General features: G+C 58.9%; 31 protein-coding genes and 1 tRNA gene. 14 read left to right on the top strand and 18 right to left on the bottom strand.

Annotated features, from left to right (window positions below):
* Positions 1-108 precede the first annotated feature (108 nt).
* Together aroQ and ACR0KM_RS14890 are read left to right on the top strand one after the other, a co-directional pair.
* Positions 109-558, top strand: coding sequence for a type II 3-dehydroquinate dehydratase (gene aroQ, locus ACR0KM_RS14895; protein WP_480859335.1), 450 nt, complete (start codon positions 109-111; stop codon positions 556-558).
* Positions 555-1307 carry an autoinducer binding domain-containing protein gene (locus tag ACR0KM_RS14890; RefSeq protein ID WP_480822251.1) on the top strand — a complete coding sequence of 251 codons (753 nt, stop codon included), beginning with the start codon at positions 555-557 and terminating at the stop codon, positions 1305-1307. Before aroQ ends, ACR0KM_RS14890 begins: the two co-directional genes overlap by 4 nt.
* 373 nt (positions 1308-1680) lie before the next feature.
* Here the strand turns inward: ACR0KM_RS14890 and tsf are convergent, their stop codons facing one another.
* The 5 genes from tsf to ACR0KM_RS14865 form a co-directional block, all read right to left on the bottom strand.
* Entirely contained in the window at positions 1681-2556 is an 876-nt protein-coding gene (tsf, locus tag ACR0KM_RS14885) for a translation elongation factor Ts (protein WP_480822249.1), read from the bottom strand.
* 76 nt (positions 2557-2632) lie between these two features.
* Positions 2633-3433 carry a 30S ribosomal protein S2 gene (rpsB, locus tag ACR0KM_RS14880; protein WP_480859337.1) on the bottom strand — a complete coding sequence of 267 codons (801 nt, stop codon included), beginning with the start codon at positions 3431-3433 and terminating at the stop codon, positions 2633-2635.
* Positions 3434-3600: 167 nt separating this feature from the next.
* Positions 3601-4437, bottom strand: coding sequence for a lyso-ornithine lipid O-acyltransferase (gene olsA / locus ACR0KM_RS14875; RefSeq protein ID WP_480859339.1), 837 nt, complete (start codon positions 4435-4437; stop codon positions 3601-3603).
* Positions 4438-4441: 4 nt separating this feature from the next.
* Complete coding sequence (olsB, locus tag ACR0KM_RS14870) at positions 4442-5197, bottom strand: L-ornithine N(alpha)-acyltransferase (protein ID WP_480859341.1); 756 nt, start codon at positions 5195-5197, stop codon at positions 4442-4444.
* A 105-nt stretch (positions 5198-5302) separates the two neighbouring features.
* Positions 5303-5485: a DUF3553 domain-containing protein gene (locus tag ACR0KM_RS14865; protein ID WP_010440107.1), complete on the bottom strand. Its 183-nt coding sequence runs from the start codon at positions 5483-5485 to the stop codon at positions 5303-5305.
* A gap of 43 nt (positions 5486-5528) precedes the next feature.
* Between ACR0KM_RS14865 and ACR0KM_RS14860 the strand changes: the two genes are divergently transcribed.
* A complete protein-coding gene (locus ACR0KM_RS14860) occupies positions 5529-6125 on the top strand; it encodes a histidine phosphotransferase family protein (protein ID WP_480859342.1) in 597 nt (198 codons plus the stop codon).
* Here the strand turns inward: ACR0KM_RS14860 and ACR0KM_RS14855 are convergent.
* The 9 genes from ACR0KM_RS14855 to ACR0KM_RS14815 form a co-directional block, all read right to left on the bottom strand.
* Entirely contained in the window at positions 6122-7384 is a 1263-nt protein-coding gene (locus ACR0KM_RS14855) for a glutamate-5-semialdehyde dehydrogenase (RefSeq protein WP_480859344.1), read from the bottom strand. The genes ACR0KM_RS14860 and ACR0KM_RS14855 overlap by 4 nt on opposite strands.
* A gap of 39 nt (positions 7385-7423) precedes the next feature.
* On the bottom strand, positions 7424-8530 hold the full coding sequence (gene proB, locus ACR0KM_RS14850) for a glutamate 5-kinase (protein ID WP_480822238.1): 1107 nt from the start codon (positions 8528-8530) through the stop codon (positions 7424-7426).
* A complete protein-coding gene (gene obgE / locus ACR0KM_RS14845; RefSeq protein ID WP_480822236.1) occupies positions 8518-9552 on the bottom strand; it encodes a GTPase ObgE in 1035 nt (344 codons plus the stop codon). The genes proB and obgE overlap by 13 nt, the downstream gene beginning before the upstream one ends.
* 38 nt (positions 9553-9590) lie before the next feature.
* Positions 9591-10127 (bottom strand): GNAT family N-acetyltransferase, encoded by a 537-nt coding sequence (locus ACR0KM_RS14840; RefSeq protein ID WP_480859346.1) that lies wholly within the window; start codon positions 10125-10127, stop codon positions 9591-9593.
* Positions 10124-10732 (bottom strand): LysE family translocator, encoded by a 609-nt coding sequence (locus ACR0KM_RS14835; RefSeq protein ID WP_480859348.1) that lies wholly within the window; start codon positions 10730-10732, stop codon positions 10124-10126. The genes ACR0KM_RS14840 and ACR0KM_RS14835 overlap by 4 nt, the downstream gene beginning before the upstream one ends.
* A gap of 96 nt (positions 10733-10828) precedes the next feature.
* Positions 10829-11098, bottom strand: a complete 270-nt coding sequence (gene rpmA, locus ACR0KM_RS14830; RefSeq protein ID WP_010440093.1) for a 50S ribosomal protein L27 — start codon at positions 11096-11098, stop codon at positions 10829-10831.
* 11 nt (positions 11099-11109) lie between these two features.
* Positions 11110-11739 (bottom strand): 50S ribosomal protein L21, encoded by a 630-nt coding sequence (locus ACR0KM_RS14825; protein ID WP_480859350.1) that lies wholly within the window; start codon positions 11737-11739, stop codon positions 11110-11112.
* Positions 11740-11946: 207 nt separating this feature from the next.
* The gene (locus tag ACR0KM_RS14820) at positions 11947-12753 is read right to left on the bottom strand and encodes a DUF2059 domain-containing protein (RefSeq protein WP_480859351.1); all 807 of its coding nucleotides are present in this window, start codon (positions 12751-12753) and stop codon (positions 11947-11949) included.
* The gene (locus tag ACR0KM_RS14815; RefSeq protein WP_480822226.1) at positions 12753-13586 is read right to left on the bottom strand and encodes a DUF2059 domain-containing protein; all 834 of its coding nucleotides are present in this window, start codon (positions 13584-13586) and stop codon (positions 12753-12755) included. Before ACR0KM_RS14815 ends, ACR0KM_RS14820 begins: the two co-directional genes overlap by 1 nt.
* A 124-nt stretch (positions 13587-13710) precedes the next feature.
* Here ACR0KM_RS14815 and ACR0KM_RS14810 point away from each other — a divergent pair.
* From ACR0KM_RS14810 to ACR0KM_RS14765, 10 genes are all read left to right on the top strand, one after another.
* A tRNA-Ser gene (locus ACR0KM_RS14810) sits at positions 13711-13800 on the top strand.
* Between the two features lie 119 nt (positions 13801-13919).
* Positions 13920-14762 carry a class I SAM-dependent methyltransferase gene (locus ACR0KM_RS14805; protein ID WP_480859353.1) on the top strand — a complete coding sequence of 281 codons (843 nt, stop codon included), beginning with the start codon at positions 13920-13922 and terminating at the stop codon, positions 14760-14762.
* Between the two features lie 236 nt (positions 14763-14998).
* Positions 14999-15520, top strand: a complete 522-nt coding sequence (locus ACR0KM_RS14800; protein ID WP_480859355.1) for a hypothetical protein — start codon at positions 14999-15001, stop codon at positions 15518-15520.
* A gap of 175 nt (positions 15521-15695) precedes the next feature.
* The gene (locus ACR0KM_RS14795; RefSeq protein WP_480859357.1) at positions 15696-16724 is read left to right on the top strand and encodes a zinc-binding dehydrogenase; all 1029 of its coding nucleotides are present in this window, start codon (positions 15696-15698) and stop codon (positions 16722-16724) included.
* 42 nt (positions 16725-16766) lie between these two features.
* Positions 16767-17642 carry a branched-chain amino acid ABC transporter permease gene (locus ACR0KM_RS14790; RefSeq protein WP_480822216.1) on the top strand — a complete coding sequence of 292 codons (876 nt, stop codon included), beginning with the start codon at positions 16767-16769 and terminating at the stop codon, positions 17640-17642.
* A gap of 5 nt (positions 17643-17647) precedes the next feature.
* Entirely contained in the window at positions 17648-18745 is a 1098-nt protein-coding gene (locus tag ACR0KM_RS14785; protein ID WP_480859360.1) for a branched-chain amino acid ABC transporter permease, read from the top strand.
* Entirely contained in the window at positions 18742-19506 is a 765-nt protein-coding gene (locus ACR0KM_RS14780; RefSeq protein WP_480859363.1) for an ABC transporter ATP-binding protein, read from the top strand. The genes ACR0KM_RS14785 and ACR0KM_RS14780 overlap by 4 nt, the downstream gene beginning before the upstream one ends.
* A complete protein-coding gene (locus ACR0KM_RS14775; RefSeq protein ID WP_480859365.1) occupies positions 19503-20276 on the top strand; it encodes an ABC transporter ATP-binding protein in 774 nt (257 codons plus the stop codon). Before ACR0KM_RS14780 ends, ACR0KM_RS14775 begins: the two co-directional genes overlap by 4 nt.
* A gap of 5 nt (positions 20277-20281) precedes the next feature.
* Complete coding sequence (locus ACR0KM_RS14770) at positions 20282-22162, top strand: AMP-dependent synthetase/ligase (RefSeq protein ID WP_480859367.1); 1881 nt, start codon at positions 20282-20284, stop codon at positions 22160-22162.
* 31 nt (positions 22163-22193) lie between these two features.
* Complete coding sequence (locus tag ACR0KM_RS14765) at positions 22194-23354, top strand: ABC transporter substrate-binding protein (RefSeq protein WP_480859369.1); 1161 nt, start codon at positions 22194-22196, stop codon at positions 23352-23354.
* A 57-nt stretch (positions 23355-23411) separates the two neighbouring features.
* Here ACR0KM_RS14765 and rpsI read toward each other — a convergent pair whose 3' ends face one another.
* The 4 genes from rpsI to ACR0KM_RS14745 all read right to left on the bottom strand — a co-directional run bounded on the left by rpsI (position 23412) and on the right by ACR0KM_RS14745 (position 26453).
* Positions 23412-23897, bottom strand: a complete 486-nt coding sequence (gene rpsI, locus ACR0KM_RS14760; protein ID WP_424833688.1) for a 30S ribosomal protein S9 — start codon at positions 23895-23897, stop codon at positions 23412-23414.
* Positions 23898-23903: 6 nt separating this feature from the next.
* Positions 23904-24362 (bottom strand): 50S ribosomal protein L13, encoded by a 459-nt coding sequence (gene rplM / locus ACR0KM_RS14755; protein ID WP_480822203.1) that lies wholly within the window; start codon positions 24360-24362, stop codon positions 23904-23906.
* Between the two features lie 147 nt (positions 24363-24509).
* On the bottom strand, positions 24510-25037 hold the full coding sequence (locus tag ACR0KM_RS14750; protein WP_480859371.1) for a GNAT family N-acetyltransferase: 528 nt from the start codon (positions 25035-25037) through the stop codon (positions 24510-24512).
* Positions 25038-25049: 12 nt separating this feature from the next.
* On the bottom strand, positions 25050-26453 hold the full coding sequence (locus ACR0KM_RS14745) for an aminotransferase-like domain-containing protein (RefSeq protein WP_480859373.1): 1404 nt from the start codon (positions 26451-26453) through the stop codon (positions 25050-25052).
* Positions 26454-26552: 99 nt separating this feature from the next.
* Here ACR0KM_RS14745 and ACR0KM_RS14740 point away from each other — a divergent pair, with 99 nt between their 5' ends.
* Positions 26553-26780, top strand: a complete 228-nt coding sequence (locus ACR0KM_RS14740; protein ID WP_480859375.1) for a DUF1127 domain-containing protein — start codon at positions 26553-26555, stop codon at positions 26778-26780.
* The last annotated feature ends 8 nt before the right edge of the window (positions 26781-26788 follow it).

Below are 26788 nucleotides of genomic sequence, written 5' to 3'. Positions count from 1 at the left end.
ATCGTCTGCCAATATTCGGCAAAGCGGTTGTCCTGCCGGTATTGAGGTCGCTGGACGCCCACCCGTTTCGGGTTTATGAAAAAAAGGGAGATAGGGACAGTAAAAAAGATGCACAAAATTCTGGTTCTGAATGGCCCGAACCTCAATCTGTTGGGCACAAGGCAGCCCGAGGTCTATGGCCATACGACACTGAAAATGATCGAAGATCTGTGTGTCTCGCATGGTCAGATGCATGGGCTATCGGTCACGCATTTGCAGAGCAATCATGAAGGTACGCTTATCGATGCGATCCACGGTGCCCGTGGGGTGCAGGATGGTATCGTTTTGAATGCCGGGGCATTTACCCATACCTCGGTCGCGTTGATGGATGCCATATCTTCGGCCCAGGTGCCCGTGGTCGAGGTGCATTTGTCCAATATCCACGCACGCGAAGCGTTTCGACATAAGTCCTACATCGCTCCGGTTGCGATCGGGCAGATTTGCGGCTTTGGGGCCCAGGGCTATGTCTTGGCACTGGACGCGCTTGCTGCCTTTCTTGCCGAAAGGGACACCGCATGAACCTCAGGGAATACCTCAACTTTCTGAGCTATACCAAGACCCTTGAGGAGCTGTGGGATGCACATTGCCGGCAGATGGCAGAGTATGGGTTTGACCGGCTGCTGTATGGCTATACGCAGTATCGCACGGCCACCTCGCTTGGCGATCCTGAGGATTTTGTGATTCTGACCAATCACTGCTCGGACTATCTGGAAGGTTTCATTCGATCCGGCCTGTATTTCCACGCACCAATGCTGAAATGGGCCTTGAATAATGAAGGCGCAGCCAGCTGGAGCATGATCCGCGATATGATGTCGAGCGGTGTGATGTCGGCGGAAGAGCTCAAGGTTTATGAGTTCAACAAGTCTCGCGGGGTGACTGTCGGCTATACCGTCAGTTTCAACTCGGTCTCGATGCGGTCGAAGGGGGCGATCTCGCTTGCGGCGCACGAAGGAACGCAGGAAGAGTTGGACGAGGTCTGGAAAGAACACGGCGACGACATCTTACTGATGAACAATGTCGCGCATCTGAAGATCCTGACCCTGCCCTATAACGCACCCAATCGTGCGCTGACCAAACGCCAGCGCGAGGCGCTGCAGTGGGTCGGCGACGGCAAGACAACACAGGATATCGCGTTGTTGATGGGATTGACCTCGGCCACTGTCGAAAAACACCTGCGTCTGGCGCGCGAAGCTCTGTCGGTCGAAACCACGGCGCAGGCGGTGTTGAAAGCGGCGCTGCAGAATCAGATGTTTGTGATGGAAGCTTAACGTTGATTTGACGCTAACTTGCGTCAAATTGACCTAGGGTAAGGAAATCATGACTTCCAAATCCTCACGGGAAATTGCACATTAAAGAAGTTCCGTGAGTGGTGGCTTTAGCCAGGGAACGTTTTGGTCAGACCTTTGTGATACCAAAGCTCTCTGATCGCTCTGACTAAGGGGCGCCTATTCGTCCGCGTCGCTTTGTTGGAATTTTTGAGGGACCCTGTCCATCCCCATCATGCGGGGTCCCTCAATCCCCACCCTATCACATCAAGGTCCCTATCGCGCAGCGTGCAGCGCCAAGTAGTTGTTTGGCATGAAAAAAAACCCGGCTGCGCGCGGCAACCGGGTTCTTTTGTTTTTCAGTAACAGGTTGGCCTTAGCCTTGTGCGGCCTTGGCAACCTCGGCTGCGAAGTCTTCTTTTTCGACCACGATGCCTTCTCCAACTTCCATGCGAACAAAGCCGGTGATGGTTGCACCTGCTTCTTTCGCAGCGGCTTCCACGGTCAGGTCAGGGTTCACAACAAACTGCTGGTTCAGCAGAGTCGATTCGGCGACGAATTTCTTCATGCGGCCTTCGATCATCTTCTCGATCACCTGCTCCGGCTTGCCGGATTCGCGGGCGATGTCCATCTGAACCTGCTTTTCTTTCTCGACAACAGCTGGATCCATGTCGGCCTCGGACAGGGCCGCAGGGTTCACAGCCGCGATGTGCATCGCAACCTGCTTGCCGATCGCTTCGTCGCCGCCGGTCAGAGCAACCAGAACGCCGATCTTGCCCATGCCACTGGTGGCTGCGTTGTGGACATAAGACACAACCGTGTCACCCGACAGTTTCGACATGCGGCGTACCGACATATTCTCACCAATGGTGGCAATCTTGTCGGTCAGAGTGTCTGCAACGGTTTTGCCGCCCAGATCAGCGGCCAGCAGAGCGTCGATATCATCAACGCCTTCCGCTGCGTATGTGATCTTGCCGACCATTTCCTGGAACTCAGCGTTCTTCGCCACGAAGTCGGTTTCCGAGTTCACCTCGACCGCAACACCGTTGCCGCCGTTGACGTGAACAGCAACCAGACCTTCTGCTGCGGTACGGCCCGATTTCTTGGCCGCTTTGGCCAGGCCTTTGGTGCGCAGCCAGTCAACGGCCTCGTCCATGTTGCCGCCGGTTTCGGTCAGCGCTTTTTTCGCGTCCATCATGCCTGCGCCGGTCGAGTCGCGCAGTTCTTTCACCATTGCTGCTGTGATTGCCATCTCTTGGCTCTCCTCAATTCAAACGGATTAGGGGCAGGTCTACCCTGCCCCATATGTCATTAACGTAACGGGCAGCTTACGCTTCGGCTTTGGCTTCCGGCGCGGCTTCTTCTGCAGGTGCTTCTTCAGCAACCACTTCCTCAACCGGCGCTTCTTCGAAAGCACCCAGGTCAACGCCAGCAGCACCCATCTGAGCGGTCATGCCGTCCAGAGCGGCACGTGCGGCCAGATCGCAATACAGGGCGATGGCGCGGGCTGCGTCGTCATTGCCGGGGATGATGTAGTCTACGCCGTCGGGCGAGCAGTTGGTGTCGACAACAGCCACAACCGGGATACCCAGCTTGTTGGCTTCGGCGATGGCCAGTGCTTCTTTCTTGACGTCGATGACGAACAGCAGGTCAGGGACACCGCCCATCTCACGGATACCGCCCAGCGAAGCCTGCAGCTTGGCCTGGTCACGTTCCATGCCCAGACGCTCTTTTTTGGTCAGGCCTTCAGCGCCCGATTCCATGGCTTCGTCGATCTGGTTCAGACGGTTGATCGACTGGGAAACGGTTTTCCAGTTGGTCAGCGTGCCGCCCAGCCAGCGGTGGTTCATGAAGTACTGAGCCGACTTTTCAGCCGCTTCCGCGATCGGCTGAGCCGCCTGACGCTTGGTGCCAACAAACAGAACGCGGCCACCTTTTGCAACGGTGTCACGAACGGCCTGCAGCGCCTGATCCAGCATCGGAACGGTCTGGGTCAGGTCCATGATGTGGATACCATTGCGCGAGCCGTAGATGAACGGGCCCATGCGGGGATTCCAACGCTGTGTCTGGTGACCAAAGTGAACGCCAGCTTCCAACAGCTGACGCATGGTGAACTCGGGAAGAGCCATGCTTTACTTTCCTTTTCCGGTTTACGCCTCGGCGGGGGTGAAAGAAGCGGATGCTCCAACCGGCGGGCCAGATAAGGATGTCTCCCCTATACAGCCCAAACCCCGCCTGCGGGTTTGAATGGCGCGCGTATACGGCAGGTTTGACGACGGTGCAAGGGCCAATGCCCTTATTTTTCAAGCCGCGCCAAGGAATGCGCATGGCGCACCGCCTGTTCGCAATGAGCCGCCAGCGCCTTACGGTTTGCAAAATCGCTGACCTTGGCCGGGGCGTGATAGATCAACTCGACCCACCCCTGTTTTCGCGCGCCAAGAGTTTTTAGCAAATGCGGCCCGAACTCCATATCGCCCCACCAGCCGTAGAAGCGATCCGGTTGACCTTTGGGTGCATGAAAAACCACCGATACCGGCTGAACATACATGAAATCGCGCAGCTCATCTGTGAAGAATGCGGCAAAAAGCGTTGTTTTAAATGGCAAAACGCGCAAGCCATCGGTTGATGTGCCTTCGGGGAAAAACAGCAACTTATGCCCGGCTTTCAGGCGGGTCTCGAAAATCCGCGTCTGTTCGCGCGCCTTCTTGGGATCACGTTCGATAAACACAGTCCCCGTCGCCCGAGCCAGCCACCCGATCCCCGGCCATTTCGCCACTTCGGCTTTCGAGACGAAATACACCCGCTTGCGCGCATTCAGCGCAAATATATCCAGCCACGAGGTATGGTTGGCCACGACAGCCCCGCGTTGCTGCATCAATTCTCCCGAAGTGCGAAAGCCGATCCCAAGGATTCGGAACGCATTGCGACAGACAAACTGAGTGATGAACGGCGTGACCGGGCGCTGCACCCCGAACAGAGGGCGCTCGATCAGGCGGATGGTCAACAGAATGATCAGCCCGCCAAAGACCAGAATGGCCAGCGGCACGCCGCGCAGAACCACCAGAAACCAGCCGATCAGGCCCAGCGTGATCGGATCGGGCGCATCATCACTTTGCCACGAAGGGTCGGCCACCGGGTTACGTCCCACTATAGATGCGCCGCTGGCGTTCGTTCATGCGGGCGGTGTCGAGAATCAAGCACACATCGGTCGTGTTGAAGGCATGATCGATAAAGGCCCCCTCGCCCACGAAACCGCCCAGCCGCAGATAGGCCTTGATCAGCGATGGCACCTGCACCATGGCCGCGCGCCGGTCCAGCGCATCCGGCTCCAGCAGGTCCATGGGTTCAAAAACATCAGGCTGCGCACGTACTCTCAGATCGGGCGGGGCCAGATGGTTGTGATGCAGCATCGACAACGGCTGCGCCAGAGCCTGCACGTCGGTGCCGTGAAAGCTGGCGACGCCAAACAGAACCTCGATCTTGCGCTCTGCGACATAGGCTGCCAGCCCGTTCCACAGGTGGTACATTGCGGTGCCACCACGGTAATCCGGGTGCACGCAAGAACGGCCAAGTTCCAGCAACTTACGACCGCTTTGCTTCAGAACGGTCAGGTCGTATTCGTCTTCGGAATAGAACTGCCCCACTTCGGCCGCCCGATCGCCGGGCAGCAACCGATAGACGCCTATTACGTCGCCCGTTGCGTCGTCGCGCGCGATCATATGGTCGAAATAAGGATCGAACCGATCTTTTTCGAGCCCGGCTTCGTGGTCCACCATCGCGCCGCCACCGCCCAGTTCGCGCACAAAGACATCGTACCGCAGCCGCTGAGCTGCGTGCAGTTCCGCCTCTGTCTCGACGAGTTTTACGGTGAATGAGCGGCCTGCGTCCGGCATCAGAACTGTGTCCGTTGTTCCTGTTGCGCGCTGATAGCGCGTTTGCGCGGCGAAAGGCAACAAGCGCGCATTTCGCCCCGGTTGTTAACCATTCCTAAACCAGTTTCACGGATCAAAGACCGGCATCAGGGCTATGCGTGTCCCGTCGATTACCACTTTCCCCTGCTCGCGAAAGTTAACGGTGATCTTGCCGCCGATATTGGACTGCACCTGTCCAACGCCCCAATCGGGGAAATCGGGGTGGCGGACATACATGCCCGGTGCAAGAATGGCATTCAAATCTGTCATATCGGGGCTCCGGGTCCTGCGGCAGATGCAGCAGGAGGTACGCATGGGTGCAACAGACGTCAACCTGGCCGAGCTGATCGGGTCGCGAATCTGTCACGATCTGATCAGCCCGATCGGGGCCATTACCAACGGGCTGGAACTGCTTGAAATGGTGGGCGCTGCACAGGGTCCCGAGATGGAGCTGATCTCGGGCAGCGTCGGCAGCGCGGGTGCGCGCATCCGGTTCTTTCGCGTGGCCTTTGGCTCGGCCAGTGACCAGCCGTTGGGGCGGGCCGAGGTAAGCGAGCTTTTGCGCGACGTTGAGCGCGCGGGCCGGGTCCGGGTCAACTGGAACCTGACCGAGGCGGTGCCGCGCAATCAGGTCAAGCTGGCCTTTCTGGCGATGATGTGCTGCGAAAGCGCGATGCCTTTGGGTGGTGAGGTCGACATCAGCACACAAGGCGGCGGCTGGACCGTTACTGGCGTGGCCGACAGGCTGAACGTCGATAGCAACCTGTGGAAAGGTGTCGCGACCGGGCGTTTCAGCGACAAACTCAGCCCGGCGCAGGTACAATTTGCGCTGCTGGCCGAAACAGCCACAGCGATGGGTCGCAGGGTCGCGGCAGAAACCACCGCAACCCGCGTTACCCTGCGGTTTTAGGCGCGGGTCGTACCGTTGCCGCGCACCAGATATTTGAAACTGGTCAGCTGAGCGGCCCCGACCGGACCACGCGCATGCATCTTGCCGGTGGCTATGCCGATCTCGGCACCCATGCCGAACTCTCCACCATCGGCGAACTGTGTTGACGCGTTGTGCATCAGGATCGCGCTGTCGAGCCGTTCGAAGAACCGCGCGGCGGCAGCAGTATCTTCGGTCATGATGCAATCGGTGTGGTTCGAACCATACTTGCGGATATGCGCAACCGCGGCATCGATATCCGCGACGGGTCGCGCCGCGATGATGCTGTCGAGATACTCCTTGCCCCAATCCTCAGCCGTGGCGGGGATGGTATTTTCGCCTGCCAACACACCCTCGGCATGCACCTCGACACCGGCGGTCTGAAGCGCAGAAATCAGATCACGGCCAAGAGTTTCGGCCACATCCTGATGGATCAGCAGGCATTCCGCCGCACCACAGATCCCGGTGCGGCGGGTCTTGGCGTTCAGCACCACGTCGAGGGTCTTTTGCGGGTCAGCAGCCTTGTCGATATAGATATGCACGATGCCTTCAAGATGGGCAAAAACCGGCACCCGCGCCTCACGCTGCACGAGACCGACCAGACCTTTGCCACCACGCGGAACGATGACGTCCACATAGTCGGTCATGGTCAGCAATTCCTGCACCGCCGCACGGTCGCGGGTGGGCACAAGCTGAATGGCATCCTCGGGCAGGTTGGCCGCTTTCAGCCCCTCGACCAGACAGGCGTGGATCGCGCCCGAGGAATGAAAGCTCTCGGACCCGCCGCGCAGGATCACGGCATTGCCAGACTTCAAACACAACGCGCCTGCATCCGCAGTCACGTTCGGGCGGCTTTCGTAGACCACGCCGATCACACCCAGCGGCGTGCGCACGCGCTGAATGTTCAGACCGGACGGCATGTCCCATTCGGCGATCACCTCTCCCACCGGATCGGGTTGATCGGCCACAGTCCGCAGCCCGTCAACCATGCCCTGCACGCGGGCCTCGTCCAGCATCAGGCGGTCCATCATGGCCGGGCTGAGGCCCTTATCACGCCCGAACTCGAGGTCTTTCTTATTAGCCTCAATAATGTTCGCACGGTTATGCCAGACGGCGTCGGCGGAGGCGATCAGCGCGGCGTGTTTACGCTCGGCACTGGCAAAGGCAAGCTTGGCCGAGGCCGCTTTGGCGCGTGCACCAAGGTCGGCCATCATTGCGGGAATGTTGTCGAAATCCTTCATCTCATGCGCCTTTCGGTCTCAGTATATCAGGTCGCGCCCTCACAGCGCCAGATCGTCCCGGTGGATCAAGGCCGCGCGGCCCGGATAGCCCAGTGTCGCCTCGATCTCGGACGATTTCCGCCCTTTGATCGCGTCCGCCTCTTGCGCAGTATAGCGGCTGAGGCCTTGCGCCAGCCAGCGCGCCTGCGGGTCCAGAATGGCCACCGGATCGCCGCGGCCAAAATCACCCGTGACCTCGACTATCCCCGCAGGCAGCAGGCTTTTACCATTGGAAAGCGCCTTCGCTGCGCCATCATCGATCACAATTTCTCCACGCGGTTTCATTGCCGAGATCCAGCGTTTGCGAGCCGCATGCGGATCAAGTGTTGCCGTGAACCAAGTGCAATTCGCGCCGTTTTCAAGCATTTTCAGCGGGTTCAAAGGCGACCCTTCGGTGATCGCCATATCGCATCCCGCAGCCGTGGCCATCTTTGCCGCCAGCAGTTTGGTCTTCATCCCGCCCTTGGACAGCCCCGAGCCGGCATCGCCTGCCATCGCCTCGATCTCGGGCGTGATCTGTTCGATCACCTCGTACCGGGTGGCGGTTGCGTCCTCGTTGGGGTTGCCGGAATAGAACCCATCCACGTCGGACAACAGGATCAATTGATCCGCCCCAATGGTCACCGCGATCTGAGCCGCCAGCCTGTCATTGTCTCCATATCGGATCTCATCCGTGGCAACTGTATCGTTTTCGTTGACAATCGGAACAACGCCCAGCCCTAGCAGGGTTTCCAGCGTCGCCCGTGAGTTCAGATACCGTCGCCGATCTGCGCTGTCTTCCAGCGTCACCAACACCTGAGCGGTCTTGATCTGATGCGGGGTCAGCGCCTCTTCGTAGGCGCGCGCCAGGCGGATTTGCCCGACCGCCGCGGCGGCCTGAGACTGTTCCAGCGGCAGGTTCTGCATCGGCAGGCCCAATACACCTCGGCCCAAGGCGATTGACCCGGATGAGACCAGAACGACATCCGTTCCATGTTCTTTCAACCATGCCACATCCTGCGCCAGTGATTTCAGCCAGTCCGATCTGAGCAAACCCGTATCCCGGTCGACCAGCAAGGCCGAGCCGATCTTGACCACCAGTCGTTTGGCCGCGGTCAGGGTTGCCAAGGTGCGGCCTCCTCGGCGGGTTTCTGGCGCAGACGGTTTTCGTCGATCTGTGCCCGTAAGGCGCGCAGCACCTCGGTCACGCCCAGATGCGCAACGCCGGACATGGTCATGACGGGGCCGCTGACGGCTTCCTCAAGTTCGGTCTTGGCAAAATCTCGTTCTTCATCATCCAGCGCGTCGACCTTGTTCAAAACCGTGATGCGTGGCTTTTCCGCCAGTTCTCCGCCGTAGGCTTCGAGTTCATGGATGATAGTGCGATAGTCTTCGGCCACCGTGTCCGAGGTACCATCGACCAGATGCAGCAACACCGCACAGCGCTCAACGTGACCGAGGAACCGGTCTCCGATGCCGCGCCCTTCGTGCGCGCCTTCGATCAGGCCGGGAATGTCGGCCACGACGAATTCCACGTTGTCGACGCCGACGACGCCCAGATTTGGGTGCAGCGTGGTGAACGGGTAGTCGGCGATCTTGGGTCTTGCATTCGACGTGGCCGCCAGAAAGGTCGACTTGCCCGCGTTGGGCATACCCAACAGGCCCACATCGGCGATTAGTTTCAGCCGCAGCCAGATGGTCCGATCAATACCCGCCTGCCCCGGATTGGCGCGACGCGGGGCCTGATTGGTGGCCGATTTGAAATGCAGGTTGCCGAAGCCACCGTTGCCGCCTTTGGCCAGCAACACCCGCTGGCCAACCTCGGTCAGGTCGCAGATGACGGTCTCTTCGTCTTCGTCCAGAATCTCGGTGCCCACCGGTACGCGCAGGATGATGTCGTCACCATCTTTGCCGGTGCGCTGCTGACCACGCCCGGGCTGGCCGTTCTTTGCAAAGAAATGCTGCTGATAGCGGAAGTCGATCAGGGTGTTCAGCCCGTCCACGACCTCAGCCCAGACGGACCCGCCTTTGCCACCGTCCCCGCCATCAGGGCCGCCGTATTCGATGTATTTTTCGCGTCGGAAGCTGACGCAGCCGCCACCGCCGGCCCCGGACCGGATGTAGACCTTTGCAAGATCGAGAAATTTCATGGTCTGTCCCCTACTGCAAAGGCCCCATCGGCCACAAGTCAGAGTTTCTTTGTATAGGTCCAGGTGGGCACATTCGCATCGCGCGCCACGGAATATGTCTCGGCATCGCCAAGATACTGAAACCCGCAATGGGTCAGCACCCGAGCCGAGGCCGGGTTGTCCTGAAAGACGCTTGCGAACATGGTCGCATTCTCAAGCGGGTTTGCGTTTACCAGCGTCTCAACCGCAAGCGATGCGATGCCGGTATTCCAGTAGACCGGAGCCACCCAATACCCGACCTCAGACTGATTGCGATCCAGCCGGGTCAGCGAGATCAGACCAATCAATTCGGGCCCGCCTTCCTTTGTGGCATCCATAGCCCAGACATCCTCGTCCCGGTCTTCGGCCATCGAGCGGGTCACGAACGCGTCGATCGAGCCGGGTGGCAACGGGTGTGGAATCCGAGTGGTCATCCGCGCCACGCGCTCATCGCCTGCATAATGTTCGATGAGACCCATATCCGACCGGCGCAGGGGGCGCAGATCGAACCGCTCGGTTTCGATGACCGGCTGATTGATTATCGTCTCAAGTTTCATGAGTGCGTTCCTCCTCCGAACAACACGAAAAATACGGACGCGACGGTCAGACCCGCCAAAGTCCACATCAGATATTTTTCAATGGGGCGACCTTCAACCGCATGCGCGATCCGGTCCCCGGCAAACGTCCAGATCGGGTGCAACACCATCTGGCAAAACAACAAACAGAGAGCGATCGTGAGCGTCGCCTCAAAACTCGACGTTCCCGCCGCGACAAAACCGGTAAATCCGGCGATGATCATGGCCCAGGCCTTTGGGTTCAGCGGGTGAACGATCAGACCGGCCCAGAACCCGGGCGCATCGCCCTCAACGGTGCCGCGCGACAGGCGCAGATTGGCGATCTTCCACGCCAACCAACATATATACATGGCCGAGGCGTATTTCAGCACCTCAAACGCCAACGGAGCCTGCTCGGCCACCTGCATCAGGCCAAAACCTACGGGCCAAATGATCAGCTGCTTGCCCAGCACCACGCCCGCCACAAAGGGCAGCGCCGCCCGAAAGCCATAGCGCGCACCGGTGCCCAGCAGGACCATATTGGCCGGTCCCGGCGTGCCGACCTGGCTGGCGGCAAAGATCAGGAAACTGGTGGTTGCGACGGTCATCGGTTTTGGTGATCACGACTGCGTTAAAACGAAAAAGGGACCGGCATTTTCTGCCGGTCCCCCATGAATTTTTTACTAAACCTTCTGGGTCTCGGCTTACTCTGCGGCCTCCGCCACTGGCAGGACCGAAATGAAGGTGCGGTTTTTGAGTCCCTTGTGGAACTTCACGGCGCCATCGACGGTTGCAAAGATGGTGTGATCTTTGCCCATACCTACGCCTTCGCCCGGCCAGAACTTGGTGCCGCGCTGACGCACGATGATGTTGCCTGCGATGGCCGCCTGGCCACCATAAAGTTTCACGCCAAGGCGGCGACCTGCTGAGTCGCGACCGTTACGGGAGGAACCGCCAGCTTTCTTATGTGCCATTCTCTCTCTCCTTAGCCTTGAGCCAGCTCTTTGGCTTGCTCAACCCATTCGGGTTTCACTTTGATGGTGTCGATAGCAGCAATCTGCTCGTCCGACAAGGCGGCCAGAGCGGCAAAGCTCTCGATACCGGCCTCGGCCAGCTTTTTGGCAGCGGCAGGGCCGACACCGTTCAGCTTGGTAAGATCGTCAGCGGCAGCGGCAGCGGCAGCGGCGGCGGGTGCTTCTGCTTTAGCTTCAGCTTTCTTAGCAGCAGGCTTTTTCGCTGCCGGAGCAGCTTCGCCAGCCGGAGCCGAACCGGTTGCAGCTTTGATGCCCGACTTGTCAGCGCCCGACGACAGGATGTCGGTGATTTTGACCAGAGTCAGCTTCTGACGGTGGCCAACGGTACGCTTCGAGCTGTGCTTACGACGGCGCTTGACGAATTTGATGACCTTGTCACCTTTGATCTGTTCGATCACTTCGGCCTGTACGCCTGCGCCTTCAACGAAAGGTGCGCCAACAACCGGAGCGTCACCGCCCAGCATCAGAACATCGTTGAATTGAACTTTTTCACCTGCGTCGGCAGCCAGTTTTTCAACGCGGAGCACGTCGCCCGCCTGAACCTTGTACTGCTTGCCGCCAGTCTTGAGGACCGCAAACATGCGTCTTTCCTTTTCCAGCCGCGTTCTGTGGTCCCCGTATGGGTGTTGCTGGCTTTCGCCACCTCGAACAGCGCGCCCTTTTCGGGCTGTGTGACGACCCAAGGGCAATGCCCGATGGATCAATAATAACGATACCCGGCGCGGAGAATCCGGCCGGGATGCGGGCTTATCCAAACATTCGGGGGTAAAGTCAACCCAATTCAGAACCTATAGGTCCGAGGCCTGCATGGCCTGCGCAACCGCCGCGCCCAGCTGGTATGAAATCTGGTTGATCATCTGATCAAACCCTTCAAACAAAGCTTGATTCAAGGCACGTCCGGTTTCCGTCCGCGAAAAGGCAATATTCTCGCGCATCTGGGCTTCGGTGAGTGGCCTGTAGGCCAGCAGCAGGAACGCATACATCCATTCGGTCGTCTCTTGCGTTGTTTCGTCCTGCTGGTCAAACAGCTCTTGCAACCACGCTTCCTCATTGGTCAAGACGTCCTGCCCACTGGCCAAACCGCGATAGAAGTTCAGATCAGCGCTCAGGGTGCCCTGCACATTCTGCGTGATGAGGTCATTGACCTGCACATACTCGTCCACCAACCGGAAAAACCCATCGTCACGGTCTGCTTGATTGTAAGCTGCGCGCGCCATCTCTTCGATTGTTTCATCGGCCAGCGCGCGACGGGCCGAGTTTTCCAGCGAAACGAGCGTCTGGCCGAGATCGCTTTCGAAGAAGATCGCCGCTTGCTCAAGTTGTGTATCGGTCATGATGTCTTCGACAGCGCCCGACAGCGTCTCTTGCATCCAAACCGGATCGTAAAGCTGGTTAACCTGCGCTTCAAAATACGAGCCGCCCGCACCCCCCAACATCGACTGATTGATCGATTGACCCTGCGCGCGGCCTTCTGAGCTGAGAATGTCGATGAAGTCGGATAGATGCATGGCCTGCATCAATCGTGTCGCCTGTTCGCTGGTCGCCGCCGGGACAGCCCATAGAACAAGCGCCGTTGCAGCAGCCAGCACCCGCATCAGATATCCTGTGCAGGCCGCAATTCAGCCATGCGCGTGGCCAGAACCTCAAACCGCATGGCCATGATCTCGTATTGGATCGCATTCAGCAGCTCATAGACCTCTTGCATCAAGGGCTGCTCCAGCGCTTCGACATAGGCATCAACATCGGCGTCCGAGAAATCCTTGTAGGTATGCGCAGCCCCCGCCAGCGCTGAAATCTGCAATGATCGGCGCATTTCGCCTTCGTTGCGTCTCAGCATCTCGCGCAGTTCATCGCCATTCAGTTGCAGTTCAATTATGCCTGACGCGCTGGCGGCCATCAGGAACCTGACCTGGATCTCTTGCAAGGCCCGTAACGAGGTCCCGCTGGCATCCACGGCGCGGTTCATCCGCTTCAAACTCTCGACACGCGCCGAGCCGGTCCGGATAAGCTCGGAAACGATCTCCTGCCCCTGTTGTTGCTTGCTTGCGTCATCTTCGTCCAGATGCGCGGCGTTCTCGGCCACGACCAGACGCTGACCCAGATCCGAGGCATAGAACTCCACCGCGTGTGTCAGCGCTTCGTCGCTGAGCGTCTGTTCAAGAATGGCAACGGCGGTTTCATGCATGCTTTCGGTATCGAACACTTCTTCGGTCAGGCGCGCCCAGTCCGAGCCAAACCCGTCCGCATCGATCCCCAGCATCTGGGGCGCCGAGGCCGATGCCAGCGCGATACTCTCAAGCGCGACATCAAAGCCTGTCGTGGTCAGGAAGGCTTCGATCCGGTCGCGATTGGCGGCGTTTGCAGCCGAGGCGGCAACTAAAAGAGGCACGAGAAGGCAACAGGCGATATGGCGCAGAGTATAGGTCATAGGAAATAGCCTAGGTGTTTTCGGCGCTCTGGCAATGGAAAATCCCGCGATCACTGAATTGAGGAATTTTCTGCTTGCACCCCTGCGCGTTCCCCACTAAATCCCCCCCTCACCAGACCCCCGCGGAGAGGTGCCGGAGTGGTCGAACGGGGCGGTCTCGAAAACCGTTGTGGGTGCAAGCCCACCCAGGGTTCGAATCCCTGTCTCTCCGCCACTTTGCCGCTGTTTCGATCTTCAGGCGGTCTGCTAGACTTGATCCACTCTATCCAGCACATGAAGGTGGCGCAGCGGCTTGCCCTGTTCCGCGTGAACACCTTGAAGGAGGTTAGGCTTATGTTTCAGCATCTTGAGGTGATAAACGAAAGGCCAGCGCTTTTTGGCCATAACACCGTCGATGCGCTTTGGGCTGATGCCTATCGCGCGCGTCAGATGTTGGCGTTTCATCTGAACGAGACGCTGGATCTTGCATCCCGCAACCATGAGTTCATCGACAGATCCGCCAATTGGTTCGCCGAGCGCTTTCAATTGGATGCGGGCAAGTCTGTTTGTGATTTCGGTTGCGGGCCGGGGCTTTATACCTCTCGCTTCGCAGCGACGGGTGCACAGGTGACCGGAGTAGATATTTCGCAAAGCTCTTTGCGTCATGCACGGGATCAGGCCGAACGCGACGGGCTGAACATCAATTATGTGCAAGCGAATTACCTTCAGTTCACGCCTGCGGAACGGTTCGATCTTGTCACGTTGATCATGTGTGATTTATGCGCCCTCAGTCGACCTCAGCGGAGAACGCTTTTGGCCAAAGTGCACGAGTGTCTTCGCGACGACGGCGCACTGGTGCTGGACGTGTATTCGATGGCGGCCTTCGAAAATCGTGAAGAAGTCAGTTCTTACGAGCGCAACCAACTCGACCATTTCTGGTGCGAGGAAGAGTACTACTGCTTCGTGAACACATTCAAATACGATGCCGAGGCCGTCGTGCTGGACAAATACTCGATCTTCACCGAAAGCGGCAGGCAGGAAACCGTGTATAACTGGCTGCAGTATTTCAGCCCGGACAGCCTGACCAGCGAACTGGCCGAGAGCGGCTTTGCGGTGACGCATACCTATCAGGATGTCTGTGGGCGGCCATTTTCGGCGCAGCATCCCGAATTTGCGGTTGTTGTGAAAAAACGCTGACCTGATTGCGCAGGCTGCGGCACACAATCAGCCGTGCTGAACAATGGCGTTTTCAAGTCCCCCGGTCTGAAAACCGACACCAAAGCCCGGTGGCGGCATGAACCCGCCACTTGAATCGCTCGTCATCAGCGTACAGCGGCTCAAACCCGGATTGTGCTGAAATTTCACGGGTTTTCCCCTTTGCGGCGGGCTATTTTCATCCCATCTCGGCGACAGATCATTTGAAGGAGACAGTCATGTCACGTCTATTGCTTATCGTTGCCATCGCCGCCATCGGCGGAGGCGCTTATTATTACGCAACCAAACCCGAACCCACCCCGGCGGAAAAGCTGCAGGCCGCTGCCGAAGACGCAAGTGACGCGCTAGGTGAGGCCGCCTCTGCCGCGCAGGAAGCCGCAACTGAAGCCGTAAATGCCGCGACCGAGCAGGCCTCGGAAGCGGCATCTTCGCTCACCGATCAGGCCAGCGAGGCCGCATCTTCGGTTGCCGATCAGGCCGCAGACACCGCCACAGAGGCGGGAGATCAGGTTGCAGCCCTTGCCGCGCAGGGGCAGGAATTGCTCAATGGCTGGGTGCAGGACGGAATGCTGACCGCCCAGAACTTTGACTATGACGCGATGATGCAGTCGGTGCAGGACAGCGCGCTGGCGCAAGATGTCAAAACACAGGTCATTCAGATCCTCGATGACATCAAGGCCGCGCCCGAGACCGTCGCGGTCAAGATACAGGAACTGCGGACGTTGCTATCGCAGCAATGAACGGACCCTTGGGGCTGGCTTGCGTTGGTCAGCCCCCTCCAGTTCCGCCACGTTACGGGTCTGTCCAATTGACGCTGTCACCGTTTTTTGGTTGCATCGCGCCATGTGCACCTTGGAATTCCAGCGCCTTGTCAGCGACTTCCGCTGCACAGTTCACATAACAAAGGATGGCCCGATGACCGCTCTGCCCGATACCATGTTTGCCGTAGTACAGACCCACGACGGATATTCGGGAACCGCGACGGGGCCAACTCTGACAGATGCCTCGGATTGGTTGGCCGAGGCCGAACTGCCGGTGCCCGCTCCGGGACCGGGGCAGGTTCTGATCCGGTTGCGCGCAGCATCGGTCAACCCGTCGGATATTCACTTTATCAAGGGCGAATACGGCCAGCCCCGGGTCAAGGGCGCGGCGGCGGGGTTTGAAGGCTGCGGCGACGTGGTCGCAACGGGCGCTGGTGCCGAAGCCTTGCGGGATCAGCGCGTTGCCTTTGTCGCGGCGGGTTCAGGCGCATGGGCCGAATATGTGGTGACGCAGGCGCAAATGTGTATCCCGCTGCGCTCCGACATCTCGGACGAAGATGGCGCGGCGCAGATCGTGAACCCCCTGACCGCAATGGCAATGGTCGATATCGCGCGCAATGCCGGAGAGGCTTTTGTCGTCTCGGCCGCGACCAGCCAGTTAGGCAAGCTGATGTGCAGTCTGGGGCGGGATCTGGGGCTGAAGCCGATTGCACTGGTGCGTCGGGCGGAAACGGTCGACGCGCTGAAACAGCTTGGGGCTGCTGAGGTGCTGGTCACCGGCGATCCGGACATCTCGGACAGGTTCAGCACGCTCAGCGCGACCCTGAAACCGCGCGTCTTTCTGGATGCCGTGGCGGACCAGCTCTCCGAGCAACTGTTCTGCGCCATGCCGAATGGCGCACGCTGGGTGTGTTATGGCAAGCTCAGCACCGAGTTGCCCCGGCTCACGCAGATGGGTCAGCTGATTTTCATGAGCAAGCGGATCGAAGGCTTTTGGCTGACCCGCTGGATGATGGACACTCCGCCTGCCGACCAGATGCGCGTTGTGGCCGAAGTTCAAGCCCGGTTTGCCGATGGCCGCTGGAAAACCGACGTCTCGGCCCGGCTTTCCCTACGGGACGTGCTGCCAAATCTCGCGGATGCGCTGAAAAAGAGTGACGGCAAGGTGATCATCACGCCATAGTAGAACCACGTGCCGGACTTAACCGGCTGAGGGAGGGTGAGATTGGATAACGCACAGCTGCTAATCAGCGGGCTGGCAAATGGCTGTGTCTATGGCCTGATCGCACTTGGCTTTGTGTTGATTTACAAGGCGACCGAGGCTGTGAATTTCGCGCAGGGCGATTTCATGATGCTGGGCGCGTTCGTCACCATCGGCCTGACCAATGCTGAATATATGGGGCTGCCCTTCTGGCTGGCGCTGCCGATCTCGCTGGGGATCATGGGGGCGCTTGGCTATCTGGTCGACCGGCTGATCATCCGTCGCCTGTTCGGCGAAAGCCAGACCGCTGTGGTGATCCTGACCATCGCCTTGGGCTTTGTCATCCGCTTTGTTGCCGGTCTGATCTGGGGGCATGAGCCACATACGCTGCAGAACCCTCTGGCCGGGAAAGAGGTGCGGTTTGGAGGGCTGGTGCTGGGGATGGAGGATGTCGCCGTCATCGTCGTGACCATCCTGCTGACCTGGGGGCTATACGTGTTCTTCAGTCGGACCAAGCTGGGGCTTGCGATGCAGGGCGCGTCGCAGAACCAGTTGGCGGCCTACTACATGGGCATTCCGGTCAAACGCGTGCAGGGCTTCATTTGGGCCTTGGCTGGCGTTGTCGCGGGGATTGCCGGGATATTGTTTGCCGCCAAAGGATCCGTTGATCCGACGACTGGCTTGCTGGGCATCAAGGCCTTCGCGGCCGCGGTGATCGGGGGGTTCGGCAGCTTGCCCGGCGCGCTGGCCGGAGGGCTGATCGTTGGCGTCATCGAACCCTTCGCCAGCCGCTATATCGCCGCCGGATACAGCCAGATCGCGCCGTATGCTCTGTTGCTGGCGGTTCTGATCTTTCGACCGCACGGGCTGTTCAGCCAAGTGCGGGTCAAGAAGGTCTGACGCCCATGCGGATCGTGTTCAAAACCAACTACATGCAGGACATCCGCCCATGGAAGGACGGGTATCAACTTAGCCTCTATCTGATCCTTCTCGCACTGGTCGCCGCTGCGCCCTGGTGGCTGGATGATTTCTATCTGGGCGAGCTGACCAACGTCATGATCTGGGCCATCGCGGGGCTGGGCTTGATGATCCTGACCGGCCATACCGGACAGGCCAGTCTGGGCCACGCGGCTTTTCTGGCCGTCGGGTGCTACGCCAATGTCATCCTGATTGAGGCGGGGGTGCCCTTTCTGCTGGCCTTCCCGCTGGCAGGGCTGTTGACCGGCATCGTGGGCGCAACGGTCGCCATCCCTGCCCTGCGCCTACACGGCATTTATCTGGCGATCTTCACTCTGGCGTTGTCGGTACTGATGGACGACATCATTGTGCTGGCTGAACCCATAACGGGCGGCGTCGGGGGCAAATTTCTGGGCGGCGTCGAAATCTTTGGTATCTTGGTCGACCGTTGGACCACGCCTGATTTGTTCTTCTGGCTGGTGCTGGCCGTCGCCGTGATCGTGACGCTGGGCTATATCAACCTGCTGCGCGCGCCATTGGGCCGCAGCTTTATCGCCGTGCGCGATTCCGAGGTTTCGGCGCAAGCGATGGGCGTGGATATCGCACGCACCAAGACAATCTCTTTCGCTTTGTCTTGTGCCGTTACCGGGTTGGCGGGCGCGCTGATGGGGATGTTTTCAGGTGCCTTCAACAACGAGACATTCAGCGTTGTGATCTCGATCCAGTTGCTGATGATGATCGTGATCGGCGGACTGGGCTCGATCCACGGCGCGTTTCTGGGAGCCATCGTGATCGGGTTCCTGCCGCAGTTCCTGTCGATCTCAAAGGAATACGCAGGTGCGCTTTTCGGCGGCAATACTGTCGCGATTCCGGGCTTGGAGTTCGGCATCTTCGGCATGATCCTCATCGCCTTCATCCTGTTCGAGCCAATGGGTCTCTATGGCCGATGGCTGAAAATCCGAACCTGGTTTGAGCTGTTTCCGTTCTACCGCAAGGATATGTTCAAACGGCAGAAATCCTATCTCAAGACGGAGCGTCTGAGATGAGCTTGCTGGAGTTCGACAACGTCACCCTGAAATTCGGTGGCCTGACCGCGGTGGATGATCTGTCGTTCGATGTGCAAGAAGGCGAAGTGTTCGCCATCGTCGGCCCGAATGGCGCGGGCAAGTCGACCGTCTTTAACCTGATCTCGCGGTTTTACGACCCTTTCGCCGGGGCGATCCGGTTCGATGGGCACGACCTGCTGCGGGTCAAACCCTCGGGCGTGGCGGCCTATGGTGTCGCGCGAACCTTCCAGAATATCGAATTGTTCGAACACGCGACCGTTCTGCAAAACCTGCTGGTCGGGCGACACCGACATCGCAAAACCAACCTGATCTCTGAAATCTTGTTCACGCCCGCTGCCCGCAGGCAAGAGATCGAAAACCGGGAAAAGGTTGAAGAGATCATCGATTTCCTTGACCTGCAGGCGTTCCGCGACAAGATGATCTCGGGCCTGCCTTACGGCGTGCGCAAGGTCGTCGAAGTTGCGCGCGCGCTGGCCACCGATCCGAAACTGCTGTTGCTGGACGAACCCGCCTCGGGTCTGTCGGTGGAAGAGACCACCGATATGCGCTGGTGGATCGACGATATCCGGCGGCAGATGGGGATCACCGTGCTGATGGTGGAACATGACATGGGCCTGGTCTCGGGCGTGTCCGACCGGGTGCTGGCGATGGCCGACGGCGCAAAGCTGGCGCTGGGAACTCCGACTGAGGTGCAGTCGCACCCTGCGGTGGTCGAGGCTTATCTGGGCAAAGCCTCATGACCCAGCCGATCCTCAGCATCCGCAATATCGAAAGCTTCTATGGCCCGATCATGGCCATTCGCGGCGTGTCTCTGGACGTGCATCAGGGCCAGATTGTCTCGATCCTGGGCGCAAATGGCGCGGGCAAGACGACGCTGATGAAGACCGTCTCGGGCGTGATGGACCCCGAGAAAGGCACCATTACATTCGACGGCCAACAGATACAGGGGGCCGAGCCCCACAAGGTCGTGCAGCAAGGCATCGTGCATGTCCCGGAAGGGCGCGAGGTTTTCCCGCTGTTGACCGTTGATGAGAACCTAAGCCTTGGGGCCTATACCCTGACGGACAAAGGCCAGATCGACCACGACCGCGATCTGGTGTTTTCCTACTTCCCGGTGCTGAAAGAACGCCGCGGCCAAGAGGCCGGAACCCTATCCGGCGGACAACAGCAGATGCTGGCCATCGGGCGGGGTCTGATGGCAAACCCGCGCATCATGCTGTTGGACGAACCCTCACTGGGTCTGTCCCCGCTGCTGGTGCAGGAGATTTTCGGCATCCTCAAACGTCTGAACGATGAACAGAACATGACGATGATGCTGGTGGAACAGAACGCCAATGCCGCATTGGAACTGGCCCATCATGGCTATGTGATGGAGATCGGGCGGATCGTTATGGATGGCGCGGCGGAAACCCTGCTGCAATCCGAGGACATCCAGAATTTCTATCTGGGTGTTCAGGAAGAAGGCGCGCGGGAAAACCGCCGCTGGAAGCGCAAGAAGACGTGGAGGTGAGCCGGATGGACGCGACGCCCCTGCCCCCGCAAACCACGATCAACGGCGTGCAGTTCAACGCAACGCCCGGACAGCGCCCGTTGCGCGTTGATGGCTGCACCACGATCTGCGAGCTGTTCCAGAAACGTTGCGCCGACCTTGGGCCGCGCACTGCGCATCGCGAGAAGGATTTCGGCATCTGGAAATCCTATTCATGGTCCGACTACTGGCAACACGCCAAATGGATCGGGCTGGCCTTGCGCAAACTGGGTTTGCAGCGCGGCGAGGTCGTCTCAATCCTGTCCGAAGACCGCAAGGAATGGGCGTGGTTCGACATGGGCATCCAATGTGTCGGGGGGATCGCCTCGGGCGTTTACACCACGGATTCCGCCAGCCAGCTGAAATACCTGATCAATGACAGCGATAGCCGCTTCCTGATCGTTGAGGACGAAGAACAGCTGGACAAGTTTCTTGAGGTCGAGGCGGAGCTGCCCGATTTGCTCAAGGTCATCATCCTTGAGGACGAAGGGCTTCACGACCTCGACCATCCCCGCTGCATGATGATCGGGGACCTCTATGCCTTGGGCCAGAAAGCCGACGAACCGGGCGCGTTCGAGGCCGAAATTGCCCTTGCCATGCCGCAGGATACCGCCCTACTGGTCTATACTTCCGGAACCACCGGAAACCCCAAGGGTGCGATGCTGAGCCATGAAAACATCATGGCCGCCATCGAAAGCGGATCGCATGCTCTGCCCTCGCTCGCGACAGACGAACAGCTGTGTTTCCTGCCGCTCTGCCATATCCTGGAACGCGATGTGTCGATCTATTACCCGCTGGCCACGAAAAGCACCGTGAATTTCGCCGAAAGCCCAGAGACCGTGTTTGCAAACCTGCAAGAGGTGTCACCTGACACCTTCACCGCCGTTCCGCGCGTGTGGGAGAAGATTTATTCGCAGGTCATGTTCATGGCGAAAGAGGCCACACCGACCGGGCGTTTCGCCTTTGCGCAGGCGCTGAAGGCAGGCATGGCGCGGGCCGACTGCATCCTTGCAGGCAAGCCTGTGCCCGCGACTGTCAGCCTGCGGTTCTGGCTGTGGGACCGGCTGGTCCTGCGCAACCTGCGCCGCATGCTCGGCCTCGACCAGATACGGCGCGGTGGTTCGGGGGCGGCCCCGATCTCACCGGATTTGCTCAGGTGGTATTGGGCAATCGGTGTGCCCATCGTCGAGGGGTTCGGCATGACCGAAACCGCCGGTATTGCCGCACTGAATACGCTAGCGGCCAACAAGGTCGGGACGATCGGGAAGCCGGTACCGGGCAATGACATCCGCATCTCGGAAGACGGCGAGATTCAGGTCAAAGGCCTGAACGTCTTTCAGGGCTACTGGCGCAACAACGCCAAAACCGCCGAGACCTTCACCTGCGACGGCTGGCTGCGCACCGGGGATATGGGGCATATTGACGAGGATGGCTTCGTCACCATCACTGGTCGCCTGAAAGACATCATCATCACCGCAGGCGGCAAGAACATCACGCCGGCCGAGATCGAAAGCGGGCTGAAATTCAGCCAGTATATCTCGGACGCGGTGATCATAGGAGATCGGCGTAAGTACCTGACCGCGCTGGTGATGATCGATCAGGAAAACGTCGAGAAATTCGCGCAGGAGCGCAAGATTCCCTTCTCGAACTTCGCCTCGCTCTGCGCCGCGCCCGAAGTGACCGACCTGATCAGCGCGGAAATTAACAGCGTAAACAAAGAGTTCGCGCGGGTTGAGCAGATCAAGGATTTCCGCCTGATCGATGTGCTGCTGACCGCCGAAGATGAAGAACTGACGGCAACGATGAAGCTCAAGCGTGGTCTGGTGGAAAAGAAACACGCACATCTCATCGAGGATATGTACACTTAGTTAAGGGACGACCCAAAGAGGGAGGAGAATTATGAAACAATTGATTAGAGGTCTTGCCGCAGTGACGACTGTGACGGCATCTGCCACAATCGGCTGGGCACAAACACAAGGTGTAACCGATGATGAGATCGTCATCGGCTCGGTCAACGACCTGAGCGGTATTTTCGCCGCCGTGGGTGTCCCGGCCACGAAGGGCGCGAATGTGGTTTTTGACCGTGTGAATGCCGAAGGCGGCGTGCACGGTCGGAAAATCCGTTTTGTGGTCGAGGACAACGGCTATCAGATGCCGCGCGCGATGCAGGGCTATAACAAGCTGCTGAACCGCGACAAGGTGTTTGCCATGATGCAATCCTTAGGCACGCCGATGAACCTTGCCGGGTTCAAGCTGCTGGATCCAAAGGGGATTCCGAACGTCGCCCCGCTGACCGCCGCGCGGCAAATGTTGCAAGAGCCGATGCGGAACAAGTTCACTTCGTTTTCAACCTACTACGATCAGGCGCGGATCGGGGTAAAATATCTGAATGAAGAGTTCGGATCGCAAACCGTCTGCAGCATGTATCTGCCCACCGATTTCGGCGAGGAAATTCTGGAAGGCAGTAAAGCCGGAGCCGAAGAAGCTGGCATCAACTTTGGCGCCGAGACCACGCATAAACCGGACGAGACTGATTTTGTCGGCTCTCTGAGCAAGCTGAAAGAGGAAGGTTGCGATATCGTCACCATGGCCTTGGGCGTGCGGCAGGCGATCACGGTGGTTGGCACTGCCAAGAAAATGGGGCTGGAGGATATGAAGTTCCTCGGCACTTCGGCCAGCTTCCTGACGGTTGTCGCGCAGGTGCCGGGTGGCGTCACCGATGGCTTTTATGCGGCTGCCTCGTGGCTGGACCTGTGGGCTCGGGCCGAAGAACCTGCCCCGGCCGCGTTCATTGCGGAATACAAAGCAGCCACGGGCGAAGACCCGGTCGGTTTCTCGATGCTGGGCTATTCCGCTGCCGAGATGATGGTCAAAGCGCTTGAGGCCGCAGGCCCCGACCTGACCCATGACAGTTTCATCGCCGCGATGGAGTCGCTGGATTACATGGATGAACTGGTCGGCAACCAGATCACCTATGGTCCGGACGATCATCAGGGCGCGGATACCGTGTTCGTCAGCGTGGTCGAAAACGGAGCGTGGAAACTGGTTTACGAAGAGTAAGCCAAAGAAAAAGGGCTCGCGCTTGCGAGCCCTTTCCAATTCGGTTGTCCGTAGCGATTAACGCTTCGAGAACTGGAACGAACGACGCGCTTTGCGCTTACCGTATTTCTTACGTTCCACAACGCGGCTGTCGCGGGTCAGGAAGCCAGCGGCTTTCAGAGCGCCACGCAGCGACGGATCGTACAGCTGCAGTGCTTTCGAGATGCCGTGCTTGACCGCACCAGCTTGACCGGTCAGGCCACCGCCTTTGACGGTTGCGACAACGTCGAACTCACCTTCCACACCAGCAACCTGGAACGGCTGGCGCAGGATCAGCTGCAGAACGGGACGCGCAAAATAGGTGTCCTGGTCCTTGCCGTTCACGGTGACCTTGCCGGAACCCGGCTTGATCCAAACGCGGGCAACAGCGTCTTTACGCTTGCCGGTGGCATAGGAGCGGCCCAGCTCATCACGTACGGGCTCGCGTACGATGACTTCTTCGGCCACGGTTTCAACGCCTGCGACGGCGCTCAGCTCTTCGAGAGTATTGATCTGATCAGCCATCGGTCATTAGCTCCGGGTGTTTTTCTTGTTCATGGACTTCAGGTCCAGAACTTCGGGCGCTTGCGCCTCATGAGGATGCTCGCCACCGGCGTAAACGCGCAGGTTGGTCATCTGCTTGCGGGCCAGACGGTTGCCCGGCAGCATGCGCTTGACGGCCTGAACGACAACGCGCTCGGGGTGTGCACCTTCCAGGATCTGCTGTTTGGTGCGCGACTTGATGCCGCCCGGGTGGCCAGTGTGCCAGTAGAAGTTCTCTTCGCGCTTCTTGCCGGTCATCTGGATTTTGTCAGCGTTGATTACGATGACATTGTCGCCCATGTCCATGTTCGGGGTGAACGACGCTTTGTGCTTGCCACGCAGGCGCATGGCGACGATCGAGGCAAGACGGCCCAGAACAACGCCCTCGGCGTCGATCAGGATCCATTTCTTGTCGATGTCTGCAGGTGTTGCAGAAAAGGTTTTCATGGCAGGATAGTCCTGTTTGATGTGAAAGACCGCCCCCTTACGGAGCGGCCCGAATTCGATGGACGGGTTTTATGAGGTGCGCATGCGCGCGTCAAGCACGTAAGGGTACATTTAAATGAGCAATAACATATGGTTATAAAATAGGTATTATTTTACCCCACATTTCTCCCACTCTGATTTCGGCAAAACCCACCGCATCCACATCGCCTCGCCAGTCCCCAGATCACGCGGTCGGGTGTCGATATGGCGCGCGCCCAGCTTCGCGGTGGCCTTTTGCGAGCGGATATTCGAGGGATCGATATGAAACCAGACCTCATCCCGGTCCTGAAGCGCATGGTTCAGCATCAAGGTCTTCACGGCCTTGTTGCTTGCCCCACCCCAGTGGTCCCGAACAAGGAAACTGTAGCCGATCGCGATCGCGCCGGGCGTTTCGGGCGGTTCATAAAACCTTGAGCATCCAACCACCCGACCGCCTGTTTCTCGGATGGTGACAGCACCCCCTGCCCCAATCAGAAAGTCGAAATACGGTTTGAAAACGGTTCGTTCATGCCGTGTCTTCGCGGGGTGACCTGCCCAGATCAGCGGGTCGCTGGCGGCCGTATACAGGGGTTCGAAATCGGTCTCGATCATGGGCGCGATCACAAAACCGCTGCCGCGCAGTTCGGGAATATGCATCGTACTTGCCCCTCAGACCGAGATCTGTTCCGGTGGATTGTCCAGCAACCGACGCAGGCGTTGCATGGCGTCCTCGAACCGTTCAAGTGAAACATGCCCGTTCATCGCGATCCGTACCGCGTTGGGTGCACGCCCATCACGTAGCGCAAACTCATCCGCTGATCGCAGCTGAATGCCCTCACGCTCGGCGGCGCGGCTGAATGCAGCGGCACGCCAGCCGGATGGCAGGTTCAGCCAGACGAAGGGCACATCCGGTGCCCAATTCAGATCGAAACCACCCAAGGCGTTGACCGCCACGCGCACGTACTCTCCCATTTTCACCCGCACGTCGCGGGCGATGACACGGGTACGCGGATCGGACAGCATCAGGCGGGTCAGTTCTGCCAATGGCTGGGCCAGCCCGAAATATCCGTACTCAGCCGACCGGCGCAAATCCATGCTGCGTTCGCGTGGGGCAATCGCAAAGCCGACCCTCAGCGCGGGCGTCAGGGTCTTTGAGATAGACGAGACATGCCACCCCCTTTCGGGGGCCAAAGCGCGAAAGCTGGGCTCGCGCGCATCCCCCATGCGGTAACAATCATCCTCGACAATCTGCAGATCAAAGCGGCGGGCGACTTCGACAATCTCTTTGCGACGTTCCAGCGGCGTATGCGCGCCGGTCGGATTCTGCACTTCGGGCGAAACGCAGACGGCTTGTGCCGGGGTCTGGCGCAAGACATGCTCCATGGCTTTGGGGTCGATCCCCCATTTGTCCATCTTAACGCCCATGACATCGGCCCGCATTAATTCCCCGGCGCGGCGGAACCCCGCATAAGACAGGTCCTCGACCAACACCACCGGTTTGGGGCCGCGCAGAATTGTCTGGAACACAAGGCACAACCCGTTTTGGCCGCCATGTGTCAATACAATGTCGCCATGCGAAAGCGGCCCCAATGGCAGCTCTGACAGCCAATCGACCACCGACTGCCGCATCGGTTGATACGCGTCACGGGTTGGATAGTTCAGAAACAGCCCCGGATTCGCCTGTGCGACTTTTTGCAGACATTCGCGGATCAGAGAGACCTGCCCCACATCCGCGAGCCTTGGGCTGAACAGACTGACATTTGCGTTGTATTTGTCGTCCCGCAGATGCAGTTGCCGCGCCCAGACATCGTCCAGAATCGGCGATTTCGGAGGGGCCACGAATGTACCACGCCCAACCTCAGCCTGAAGCAAACCTTCGTCGGTCAGAATCGTGTAGGCCCGCGCAACGGTTCCGGGCGTAATCTTCAATCGATACGCCAGTTCCCGCACCGGAGGGAGCTTCACGCCCACTTCCAGTGTTTTGTTTTCAATCGCTTTTCGAATTGTATCGGCGACCAGAGTGTATTTCGGGCCCTTTGCTTTTGGCAGCACTTCCGGCCAAATTGTATCCATTACAATTCTTCCTTTGCTTTCGACACAATGCTGAATGTATCAATTCATTATACCGAGCATTTTTACTTTGTGTCAATACAATATGGAAGGATACCCACTATGGCACGCGCAATGCACAACCCAGCCCTCATACTGCTGAACGACAGCCCCCGGCTGCCGCTGATCGCGATGCTGGCCGTGCGGTTTGCGGCGTCGGTGACACAGTGGGAACAGCGCCGTCGCAGCCGTATCAATCTGGGCAAGCTGGATGACAGGCTGTTGCAGGATGTCGGCCTGACCCGACATCAGGCCGACGTGGAGAGCCGTCGTTATTTCTGGTTGAGTTAGAATATCCC

It is taken from the genome of Ruegeria sp. G10 (assembly GCF_056533645.1).
Note: the sequence above shows the minus strand (reverse complement) of the source record. Positions and strands in the feature narration are given on the sequence as shown.